The following is an 11605-nucleotide window of genomic DNA, read 5'->3' as shown; positions in this document are numbered from 1 at the left end:
TTTTATAAACTCACACCTCTTTTCCAAGGTATGAAATCGTCTTGGTTTAATTGAACAGCCTTAGGTGCTATTTCACCACTAGCTGCTTTGATACAATATTCTAAAATGTCTTCGCCCATGGTTTGAATCGATTTCTCACCGTCTATAATAGGGCCGGTATTGATATCGATAATGTCGGCCATTCTGGTTGCTAGGACATTATTCGTTGCTACTTTGATAACTGGGCAAATAGGGTTGCCTGTAGGCGTACCTAAACCCGTTGTGAATAAGATAAGTGTTGCGCCTGCAGCAGCTTTCCCTGTGGTCGCTTCCACATCATTTCCGGGGGTACAGACCAAATTAAGACCGGGTTTTGTTGCTTCCTCGGTGTAGTCCAAAACATCAACAACAGGGGAGGTTCCTCCCTTTTTCGCGGCACCATTGCTTTTTATCGCATCAGTGATAAGTCCATCACGAATATTGCCTGGAGATGGATTCATATAAAAACCCGAACCAACAGCCTCGGCAGCATTGCTATAGGCGGTCATCAGGTCAATGAATTTATTGGCAGCCTTCGGATCGATGGTGCGGTCTATTAAGTTTTGCTCGGCACCACATAATTCTGGAAATTCAGCCAACAGTACTTTTCCACCAAGGGCAACCAGAAGATCGGCCGTATAACCAACAGCCGGATTGGCCGAAATACCACTGAATCCATCACTACCACCGCATTTTACACCCAAGGTTAATTTGCTCAATGGTACCGGCTGTCTTCCAAGTTTATTAATTTCTGTCAGCCCCACAAAAGTCTGTAGTATCGCCTCTTTCAGCAGTTGCTCCTCACTTTTTGATTGTTGCTGTTCAAATAAGTACAATGGTTTGTCAAATCCTGGATTACGCAGCTTAATGTCGTTGACGAGATCGTTCAGCTGCAAATTTTGGCAGCCCAGACTCAATACCGTAATACCGGCGACATTCGGATGGTCGGCATAAGCGGCAAGTAACTTACTCAAGATGGCAGCATCTTGTCGGATTCCACCACAGCCCCCCTGATGGTTTAAAAATTTGATCCCATCTACGTTTCTGAATACACGATCCGATTGCTCCGTAATTGTGTTTAGCTGCCCGAGAGAAGTCATATCCAGTGTTTCTCCCTTTTCATAGGCTTTTAACAGCTGATGGGTGAAATTCTTGTATTTTCCAGAGACTGAATAACCAAGCTCATTGTATAATGCCTCTTTGATAACATCAAGATTTCGGTTTTCGCAGAAAACGGTTGGGATAAATAACCAGTAATTTGCGGTGCCTACACGACCGTCCGGACGGAGGTAACCATTGAAAGTTCTTCCTTCAAACTTTGAAACGTCAGGCTTTTCCCAGTGATAATGTGAAGGCCGAAAATGGTAAGGTTCAGCTGCATGTTTGGTGTTGTCGGTATTCATGATGCTTCCCTGTGGGATATCAAATTGTGCTTTTCCCACGAGAACCCCATACATATAGATTTCGTCACCAAAGTGCATATCCTGCATAAAAAATTTATGCTTGGCCGGAATATCTTCCTGTAGAATATATTGTATACCCTCAAAAGAAATTGCATCACCTTTTTTGAGATCTTGTAAGGCGACTAAAACATTGTCTTTGGGATGTATCTTTAATACGTTGTTTTTCATCTGTAGCGCTATTTATACTTTTTTATTGTCAAGAACTGATGAAATTTCGAGTGCCTTTAATGCCCCTTTTTCAATGATCTGTTGCAATTTTTGGTTGACTGTTTCTTCAAAATGAGGGAACTCCGTTAAATTGGTCCCCCATAAATCCGTAGCTGAAAGCACGGTATGGACGAGTGTATCTGGATTGCACCAAGCGGTATGTAATATTGGTGCAGACTCATCCTGAAGCACAACTGTTCGTCCATTAATCAATTGCTCATACTGAGCACCGTTCAGCGTGGATTTTAGTAGATAGAGATAAGCCGCAAATCCAAGTGCGAAGAGTTGTGGAGCTTCGTGCTGTGTTGTATACCATTTTTTTAGCAAGGGAATATTGCGCATTGCCATTTTTGAGCTATAATTTAAAGCAATGGATTCCCATTTATGTTCCAGATGCGGATTGGCAAAGCGATCGATGACTTTGGATGAAAAATCGTTGATGTCCGCGACTGAAATAGTGTCGCTTAAAATGGCGGGACCAATTTCATCCTGCATTAAAAGACGTATAAATTGATTGAATGCAGCATTTTGCATGGCCTCCTTTACAGTTTCGAAGCCCGCAAGAAGGGCAAGGGCACAACTTAAAGTATGCGTTCCATTGAGCAGCCTTAGTTTGATTTCCTTATACTTTTCAATTGATGGAACCAACATGACATTCGGGTCTGCCAATGCAAAGGACAGGCGTTGTTGTATACGTTCAGAAGTCGCTTCTATCGCCCATAAGCGAAAGGGTTCGGCCATAATCATCAATTGATCTTCGTAGCCCAGTAAAGCGCAGGTTTTCGTGTATTCCGCTAGCGGCAATGCTCCGGGAACGATACGATCGACTAGCGTGTTACAAAAATCATTGGCGGTATCAAGCCAGTCCATAAACTCTTCTGGAAGCTCATTCAGCTTAGCCAAGGCTGTGATGATTGATTTCAGTTTCGTTCCATTGTCGGTAATCAATTCGCTAGGGACGACGGTTAAGCCCTTGTTTTTATCCGCATTGAAGTAAACAAATCTCCGATAGAGAATAGCCAAAAGTTTACCCGGGAAAGAAGCCGGTGGTGCGTCACTGATGCGGTCTTCACTCATAACAATGCCGACTTCGGTGGTGTTGGAGAAGACAATTTCAAGATCCGGATTTTCGGCGCTTTTTAATATTTCTGACCAATGTTGGTTGGCCGCCAATACACGGGAAATCGAATTATTGATTTCATATTGTGAAATCTCTTCACCGTCTTCTATACCTTTAATGGATAATGTGTATAGGTTGTCCTGTTGTTCGAAGGCATCAGCACCGCCCGAGCTTGTTGACTTTACAACCAGTATTCTGCCGCAAAACAGGTTTTGTTGATTTGCTTTATGGACAAAATAATCCGGGAGGCCTCTGAGTAATACACCGGTGCCAAATTGAAGAATCTTTTCTGGATATGCGAAGGACGCTGCCGTCGGTTTATTCACCAGGTCAGTGCTCATCGTTTGTATAGTATGTTGTGTCAGTAACATCTGCTCGTTTTATTATTGAATTTTGTATTGTTTTTTCCACTTTGGATACTCCTTTTGGATCAGCTTTTCCGGCCAGTTGCCGAACCAGGCATAGCCATTTCTACGCTCCTCTGAAACCTCCTCAAAGTTGTATTTGATTGTGTCGTCCCGATCTCCAAACAAAGGACGGTTGTCTTCGAGATTATAAAATCGCGCCCAAATCGTGGAAGTCCCATCGGCGACAAGCTGCCGTTGATATTTTCCAGTCAGCTTATCTTGTACACGGTCGAAGCGGTAACCTTCGATATCATGTTGCTCAAACCAGTGTACTGCATCTTCGATGGCTTGCTTAATTTCAGCCGTTGCAGGCTGCAGCATGAGAAAGCGGACGATGGCAACAGATTCACTTGTGCTTAATGCGGCAGGTTCAAACTTTCTTGCCTGAGCGGGCTTTAACGTGTTCTGATCGTATTGCGCAGCCCAGATACTCCTTTTTCCGTCTTGCATGACCTGTGTTTTCAGGATACAGGCTATGCCCTTTTCTACTGCTTTTTGTGCTTTTGACACAAATATGGGATTGATAGCCTCAAATCCGTCTTGCTTATTGGCGACTTTGTAAAGCACCAGTAATGCATTGATCATTGCATTATCGTTGTAGGTTATCTCAGCTCTATAGAGTGATTTATTTGGGTAGTACTGTGGAAATCCGCCATTCTCATATTGAGCCGATAAAATATAGGCAATACCTTTTTCTGCGGCAGTCAAATAAGCCTTATTCTGAGTAAGCTTAAAAGCCTTGACCAATCCAGTTATTTCCCGGGTTGTTGCACTGTTGTCGAGTGTGGCATGATCAATAGCTGTTTTCTTGACCTTTTGCAACAGCTCTTTTGTTAATGGAAGTCTGTAATCGACCACACTTTTGTCGAACAACTGCTTGGGCCATGCTCCATTTGATAGCTGGTACTGAAGCATCTTTTCGGCTAATGAATCTTTGGTGGGCACGGTCTGTCCAATACAGTAATGATGAAACACTGATACCGCGATGAAACTCAGCATAATTGTCTTTCTCATGGTCTCTAGTTGTTGATCTGTTTGAATAACCATTGCACTAAATCATTCGCTGCAGTAAAGTTTTCATATTCCTTAGGGAGCTTTCTTCCATCGGTATATTCATTATATAACCAAGGATCTCCAATGGCAAATACAGTACCTTTTCCATATTTTGCCGTAGCAATGATGGTATCCCCATGATCTTGAATCAATGCTTGGGCGGGAGCGTTTACATGTAATGTTGAGATTTCCTTGATATATATTTGGGCCGTATTCGGAAATACGGCATTACCTTTTGGAATAGCAATTGCGCCCGTCTGAAAGTCATTTCCTTTCACCCGGTTGCGACTATCCTCATGGAATGTGATGCCAAATTTTCGTGCGAGGGTATTGAATTTGCTGATTTCGCAGTTACCGCTATCATTTAATAAAAGAACGAGTACTCCGCCCTGTTTAACCCATTGCGTAATTTGTTGGGCGTCGGTTTCATTCATAAAATGCGGATGCTCAGTTTCTTTCTCCGTGTCGGGGTCTACGATGATGTAGACGTTGGATTTTGAGAGATTCTGTACTGTAGGTGCTGTCCGTAATGTGTTTAATTGACCGCCATTTTTTTCAAATACCCTACCCAATAGGGAAAATCCGTTGTTGTCGTCACCATCCCAAAGATAGTGGTAGGGTTTAATTTCCCCCGATGCAGTCTTTTTATATTCGTTATTGAAATAATTGTCCAATGTAACCGTGCGTCTTTTTTTTCCTTTTTGTTCCTTTCCAAATTCAACTTCGGACGCCGCTAGGATAAAAGCACCGACTCCCTTGGGATCATTGGTAATAACGGGTTCACTCATGTAATATTCGAAACTACCATCGCGATATTGTTTTCCGCCTAGACCGGAAACTTGGACAGTCTTTGTGAGATTGACACGGTTTTCTCCAGCAGGGGTGATGAATTCTTTTACAAGCCCTTGGTAGCCCCGATCCAGATTTTGCTGAAATGAAGCCGGGATATAACCTTTGCGTAATGATTTTGCCAATGCAAATACAAACATACTGGAGGCCGAAGATTCCAGGTAATTTCCTTTTCTTGTACCCAGGTCCACAATGTCATACCAAACGCCGGTTTTGCCATCTTGGTACTTGACGACTGCCGATAACGTTCTGTTTAAGATTGCAATGAGTTCTTGTCTACGAGGATGCTCCGCTGGGAAATAGTCCAATACATCAACAAGCGCCATGACATACCAACCCATACCCCTAGCCCAAAAGTGTGGCGATAGGCCTGTTTTGGGGTCCGACCAGCGTTCCTTTTTTGATTCATCCCAGCCATGATACAGCAGGCCTGTTTTCGCGTCACGGGCATTTTTTTCCATGTAGCTAAACTGGTTGGCGATATCGTCAAAGGCGGCAGGAATATTCATCAGGCTAGCATATTCCGCATAGAAAGGCTGGCCCATATATAAGCCATCTAGCCACATTTGGTAAGGATAAATTTTCTTATGCCAAAATCCACCTTCATGTGTGCGCGGATGCTTTTGAAGCTGTGCATATAATTGGTGGCAGGCCTTCAGATATTTTTCTTTACCGGTTACTTTGTAAAGTGTTAATAGGGTGGTACCATTTTTAATATTGTCAATATTAAAATCCTGCGCATGATAGTTCTTAATTGAATCCGGAATGCTGAGGTAGGCATCCATGCGCGATTGCATATAGTTAAAATAATCGGCATCTGCAGTATTGCGCCATACATCTGTCAGGCCTTCAAAAATAACCCCCATATCGTATGACCATTTTGGAAATTTGTCGGTCCTGTTGAATAATGAATCCGGATAGAGCTGTTCAAGTACAGTGTTGGCCATTTGTTCGGAAAAAGGCTTTTGTTGGCCAAACCCTGAAAATGGAACAAGTGCTGTAAGGTTTAAAAGAATTAAAAATAACTTTCTCATCAGGGGCCTAATTTTTGATTGTTAAGGATTTGTCCGTACTTCCGGCTGTAAACTGACTGACAGTCTTGGCAGTTCTTGTGTTGGATTTCGAAAGATGGATATTACTGCTTTTCTCACCCGCGACCTCGATATATAGTTCAGGAGCTTCTAATGCTTGGATATGATCTAGATTTATCGCAGTGCTATTACTTATGGCGATCAACGGATTATTTTCTGTCGTTTTTAAAGTGATATTTTTCAGATTGACCTGAGAAGCTTCAATGATTTCTATGCCTTTATTGGCCTCCAAGGTTGCATTTTCTATCCAGATCTGCTGAATATGCATTTCGGGGAGACCGCGTAAGAAAATTCCTTTTGATGCTCCTTTCGCTGCGATATTTTTGATATAAAAGTTTTTGAATTGCGGTGTTTCTTCTGTAACCGGAAGCGTGACTGTTTTTACAGCAGACCTCTTTTCTCCTGCCAATGGAACCGGATCTACAGCCGCATAATACATGTCAAATAGAATCGCTTCGCCTGGGATATCAACCATATTGATATTGTTGATGAAGATGTTTTCTACAACTCCTCCACGACCTCTTGTCGTTTTGAAGCGAAGTCCGATATCAGTCCCAATAAACGAGCAATCTTCCACCCAAATATTACGGGCACCACCACTCATCTCGCTTCCGATTACAAATCCGCCATGTGCATGATACACAACGTTATTGCGAATAATGACATTTTCGGTTGGCCTGCCACGGTCACGCCCAGCTTTATCACGTCCAGACTTAATGCATATGCCGTCATCGCCAACATCAAATGTACAGTCTTCTATGAGGACATTTTTGCAAGACTCCACATCTACACCATCGCCATTTTGGCCATACCAGGGGTTACGAACCGAGAGCTTGCGTAAGGTTAGGTCTTCACATAGTAAAGGGTGTATATTCCATGCCGGTGAGTTTTGTATCGTTACTCCTTCTAACAATACTTTTTTACAGTCTGTGAATACCAAAAGATTGGGTCTTAAAAAATCCTTGACATCTTTGAAATCATCGATTGTTGTGCCGGGACGAATAACCCCAGCTTTCTTTTCTTGCGAACCTTTCAGCGAACTTGCGGAGGGGTACCAGATCTCATTGGTGGTGTCGACAGTGCCACCCGATGCAACGAGATTTTTCCATTGCGATGCGGTTAGTTTGTTCTTTTTAACCATCCTCCAGGCATCTCCATTGCCATCAATAATGCCATCGCCCGTAATTGCGATATTATATAGGTTCTTGCCCGATATCGGATTTTGATTGCGCCAGGCCGGCTCACCTTCCCAATTAGATTCAACAAGCTTATATTGATCGAAGTCCTTGGTGAAAAGCAGTACGGCATCTCGTTTGAGGTGCAGGTTTACATTGCTCTGCATTTCAATAGGTCCTGTCAACCAAATTCCAGCGGGGATTAGTACAACACCGCCACCAGTTTCGCTACATCTACGGATAGTTTGATTGATTGAAGCCGTATTAAGAAATTGACCGTCACCTTTCGCGCCGTAATTGCCGATATTTAACGTGTCTTTCTTAAATTCGACCTGTTGTACGATAGGACGGGCAGGCTCTTGGGCTATACACAGCTGTGGTAGCACGAGAAGCAATGCAAGAGCGGATTTCAATGTACGTGAATAGTGCTTTTTAAACGAATTCATTTTTTACATTTTGGTTTAAAAATGGTTATTTGTAAAAGCAATTGTACATTCTTTGTCCCTAACTTGGATGAAAAACTTATGCAATCGTTACCGGTCATGACTTATCGATCAAATGTAAGCGTTGGTACCCAATCCTTGAATACACGTTGAAAATTAAGGCTATCGGCCTCTCGATCTGTTAATAGGCGACTCCATTTGACACGATTTTGTGACACTGAGCCTGCGCCTTTGTTTTTATATTCTGCGAAATAAGCTGTTTTCTCATTTGACTCTTTGCCCCAGTTGTGCCAACCTTTATCGTCAATAAATTGGGGAAGATTACAATGCATGAAAATTACTTTGGCATAAGGTCGCCAAGGGCGTCCAAGGTAGAACGTCTTTGTGTCTTTATTTCCCGTGATGTTGCAGTTGTTAAAGATATAGCCAAAATCTACCTGTTCGGGCGTAGATGCTGCGGTAATATAGCCCTTGTTTTTGCAGTGCAGTTCACAATTTTCAAACCAGGCCGTGGACCCGCCAAAGATAAAATCTACAGTACCTTCGATATAGCATTGGTAATAAAGCTGTCTTGTTCCCTTCCCGAAAGTGTATAAGGTGTCTTGAAATCCTAAGAAGCGACAATTGAGAAACAAATTACGGTCTCCGGAGATCCATGCCGCCACTGCCTGGCCCACCGGGCCGGATCCATTTTCGAAAGAAAGGTTTATGGCCGTAAAATCGTCCCCATAGCAATAAAAACTTGCTGAGCCAGAAGTACCCATTTCCTCACCAAAACGATTTTTCTTTTGCGCATAATCGTCATAACTGATAATCGTTTTAAATTTATCTTCACCGACTAATGTAACAAACTGCTTGCTCCCCGGGAGGATGATTTTTTCGCGATATGTCCCGTTTTTGATATATATTTTCGTTTCCTTTTTTCGAAAATCTGGGACAGCATGAATGGCATCTTGAATTGTCGTGAAATTTCCCGTACCATCTTTGGCCACGACAAAATCATAGCTCTTTACTTCCGTAGCAAAAAGAAAAAAAGGAATTAAAAAAAGGGAAAGTATGATCGTTCGCATTCCAAATTGTTTAATTGGTCAATGAAATTACCAATATTAAAGCCTTCCTTAAAGGAAATCCACCAAAATAAATGCGCAAACGTTATCGGTCACGTTTGCGTGAACCGATTGAAAAGACAATTCTAGCATGCTACCATGGCATGAAGCGCGCACTTGTATCTTGAAATATTGCGTGTTTTGGATATCTTTGATTGAGCTTGTATAGCCACAAAAGGATGTTCAGAACGATTAAGGGGCTAAATTGTCTATATGGAGTTCAATTGTATTGCATATAAAAAGCAATTTCTCTAAGTTTGTTCAACAAATTTCTCAACATGGACATCCAATCACTCTATCAGATTTATAAACAGTATCCGAATATTACAACTGATACACGTAAAATAGAAAGGGATAGTATTTTTTTCGCCTTAAAAGGTGCTAATTTCAATGGAAATGCTTTCGCCGAGAAAGCGCTTGAAATGGGCGCTAAATATGTTGTTATTGATGAAGAGACCTACCGAAAAGGAGATGCGTATATTCTTGTTGATGATGTTTTAAAAGCACTACAGCAACTCGCAAATTACCACAGACATCAGTTGCACATACCAATTATTGGTGTGACAGGTACAAATGGAAAAACGACTACGAAGGAATTGCTGTATGCCGTTGTTTCACAGAAATATAAAGCATACGCGACGAAAGGAAATTTGAATAATCATATTGGTGTTCCCTTAACATTATTGGCAATAGATGATTCCATTGAGCTGGCAATCATCGAAATGGGGGCAAACCATCTGGAAGAAATTGCTTTTTTGTGTGGGATTGCCGAACCGACACATGGTTTGATTTCTAACGTTGGTAAAGCACATCTAGAAGGTTTTGGATCTTTTGAAGGAGTGAAGAAAACCAAAGGTGAGCTATACGATTGGCTGCAGGACCATCAAGGTGTATTATTTTTGCAGGCCGATAACCCACACCTCAAAGAGATGGCTTCCGCTCGCCAGATCGCTAACATTGTTACTTATGGTTTTTCGGAAGATAATGACGTGATTGGAAAGCTTCTTAAAGCAAATCCCCTTTTGCAGATCGAGTGGCAAAAGAAGGAGGCGACCGAATCTTATGTAGTTGATACGCAGTTAACAGGCTCTTATAATACCGAAAACTTTCTTGCGGCAATTGCAGTGGGTCTGCATTTTGGCATTTCTTCTGCAGCGATCAATCGGGGCATTGAAGGCTATACACCCACAAATAATCGCTCGCAGATTATGAAAACGGCCCACAATACGCTGATCTGCGATTATTATAATGCCAATGCAACAAGCATGGCTGCTGCACTGGATAATATCCGGATTATTGAAGCGGATAAGAAGGCTATTGTATTGGGTGATATGTTTGAATTGGGAGCCGAATCCTTTGAAGAGCATAAAAAAATTGTTGAAAACGTAAGAGCTATTCCTGCAGATCGCAAGATTTTTGTCGGCAAAGAATTTTTCGCACATCGGTATGAAGGTGGAGAGTTTTATGAAACTACTGCCGAAGCAAAACAAGCAATCAGCAAAAAGCCGATAACTGATGCCACAGTTTTATTGAAAGCTTCACGCGGCATGGCTTTTGAAAATCTGGTCGATTTACTCTAGCCTTTTTAGCTTTGTGTTATGCACAACGAGGGGATAAGTTCGGGGTGCGACCATATTGCGACCATGGTGCTCCCGCATTGAATGTACTTAAAAAGGTGGACTCAACGTGGACTCACGGTGGACTTACCGTGGTCGCAGGGCGAAGATAGTAGGTGTTTACTGTGGCTTTGGTGCCGCTGAATACCAAATTACCCATCAGGCAGATTTGAGTGAAAAGGAAGTGCAAAACAAACAGTTTTGTCATGTAAGGATTAAATAATGAGTAAAATGAGGAAATTCGTTCTATAGAGAAATGATGCTCATTTGGAAAACGTACCTTTGTTCCATATAATGGATAAAAGACGTTTTTTTTTTAGAAATAGCCTATTTTGGACAGGCTTATCATGGTTGGCAAATTCAGAATAATGCAATTTCCGTGCAGGAAGTGCTGAATAAAGCGCTTGAAACCCTGTTGCGGGAGCCGATTGAAACAACTGGAGCTGGCCGTACAGATACGGGTGTTCATGCCAAGCAATTGTATGCACATTTCGATGCAGCCCCCGTGGGTATTCTACAAAAAGCTGATCGTTTCATTCATTCGCTCAATGCCTTATTGCCCTTTGATGTGGCCGTAAAGCGCTTGATCGAAGTGGAGCCCGAAGCACATGCTCGCTTCGATGCAACGCAAAGATCATATGAATACCATCTTCATTTTCATAAAGATCCTTTTATCTATCCCTATTCATGTTTTATGCGCGATCGTCCGGATGTTGAAAAGATGAATGAAGCTGCACAATTTTTATTGGGTAAACAAGATTTCGAATGCTTTAGTAAGTCTCATACGCAGGTGTTTACAAATATTTGCGATATTCGTAGAGCTGAGTGGGTATGGCATACTGAGCAGCATCTGGTTTTTCACATAACTGCAGATCGTTTTTTGCGCAATATGGTGCGTGCCATTGTAGGGACATCGTTGGAAATAGGGATAAAAGGCAAGCCGGTTTCATTTATGCAAGATGTTATTCAAAGTAAAAGCCGCGGAAAAGCGGGTGTTTCTGTTCCCGCACATGGTTTATATTTAACAGAAGTAGCATATCCTTATATATAGAATTTA

Annotated in this window: 8 protein-coding genes; 2 read left to right on the top strand and 6 right to left on the bottom strand. The window is 42.1% G+C overall.

Annotated features, from left to right (window positions below; translation table 11 throughout):
* Positions 1-2: 2 nt before the first annotated feature.
* From BV902_RS00255 to BV902_RS00230, 6 genes are all read right to left on the bottom strand, one after another.
* Complete coding sequence (locus BV902_RS00255; protein WP_075990274.1) at positions 3-1649, bottom strand: UxaA family hydrolase; 1647 nt, start codon at positions 1647-1649, stop codon at positions 3-5.
* A 12-nt stretch (positions 1650-1661) separates the two neighbouring features.
* Entirely contained in the window at positions 1662-3179 is a 1518-nt protein-coding gene (locus BV902_RS00250; protein ID WP_075990273.1) for a tagaturonate reductase, read from the bottom strand.
* Positions 3180-3191: 12 nt separating this feature from the next.
* Complete coding sequence (gene pelA / locus BV902_RS00245; protein ID WP_075994551.1) at positions 3192-4229, bottom strand: pectate lyase; 1038 nt, start codon at positions 4227-4229, stop codon at positions 3192-3194.
* A gap of 5 nt (positions 4230-4234) precedes the next feature.
* On the bottom strand, positions 4235-6151 hold the full coding sequence (locus BV902_RS00240) for a glycoside hydrolase family 88 protein (protein WP_075990272.1): 1917 nt from the start codon (positions 6149-6151) through the stop codon (positions 4235-4237).
* Positions 6152-6158: 7 nt separating this feature from the next.
* Entirely contained in the window at positions 6159-7829 is a 1671-nt protein-coding gene (locus tag BV902_RS00235) for a glycoside hydrolase family 28 protein (RefSeq protein WP_075990271.1), read from the bottom strand.
* Between the two features lie 101 nt (positions 7830-7930).
* Positions 7931-8896 carry a pectinesterase family protein gene (locus BV902_RS00230; RefSeq protein ID WP_075990270.1) on the bottom strand — a complete coding sequence of 322 codons (966 nt, stop codon included), beginning with the start codon at positions 8894-8896 and terminating at the stop codon, positions 7931-7933.
* A 314-nt stretch (positions 8897-9210) separates the two neighbouring features.
* Here BV902_RS00230 and BV902_RS00225 point away from each other — a divergent pair, with 314 nt between their 5' ends.
* On the top strand, positions 9211-10512 hold the full coding sequence (locus BV902_RS00225; protein ID WP_075990269.1) for a UDP-N-acetylmuramoyl-tripeptide--D-alanyl-D-alanine ligase: 1302 nt from the start codon (positions 9211-9213) through the stop codon (positions 10510-10512).
* A gap of 334 nt (positions 10513-10846) precedes the next feature.
* Positions 10847-11599 carry a tRNA pseudouridine(38-40) synthase TruA gene (truA, locus tag BV902_RS00220; protein WP_075990268.1) on the top strand — a complete coding sequence of 251 codons (753 nt, stop codon included), beginning with the start codon at positions 10847-10849 and terminating at the stop codon, positions 11597-11599.
* Positions 11600-11605: the final 6 nt, after the last annotated feature.

It is taken from the genome of Sphingobacterium sp. B29 (genome assembly GCF_001952815.1).
Classification (GTDB): domain Bacteria; phylum Bacteroidota; class Bacteroidia; order Sphingobacteriales; family Sphingobacteriaceae; genus Sphingobacterium; species Sphingobacterium siyangense.
Note: the sequence above shows the minus strand (reverse complement) of the source record. Positions and strands in the feature narration are given on the sequence as shown.

Bases quoted from the DNA above. Each gene is read 5' to 3' on its own strand.
- BV902_RS00255 (WP_075990274.1), bottom strand. From the start codon at position 1,649: ATGAAAAACAACGTATTAAAGATACATCCCAAAGACAATGTTTTAGTC.
- BV902_RS00250 (WP_075990273.1), bottom strand. From the start codon at position 3,179: ATGTTACTGACACAACATACTATACAAACGATGAGCACTGACCTGGTG.
- pelA (WP_075994551.1), bottom strand. From the start codon at position 4,229: ATGAGAAAGACAATTATGCTGAGTTTCATCGCGGTATCAGTGTTTCAT.
- BV902_RS00240 (WP_075990272.1), bottom strand. From the start codon at position 6,151: ATGAGAAAGTTATTTTTAATTCTTTTAAACCTTACAGCACTTGTTCCA.
- BV902_RS00235 (WP_075990271.1), bottom strand. From the start codon at position 7,829: ATGAATTCGTTTAAAAAGCACTATTCACGTACATTGAAATCCGCTCTT.
- BV902_RS00230 (WP_075990270.1), bottom strand. From the start codon at position 8,896: ATGCGAACGATCATACTTTCCCTTTTTTTAATTCCTTTTTTTCTTTTT.
- BV902_RS00225 (WP_075990269.1), top strand. From the start codon at position 9,211: ATGGACATCCAATCACTCTATCAGATTTATAAACAGTATCCGAATATT.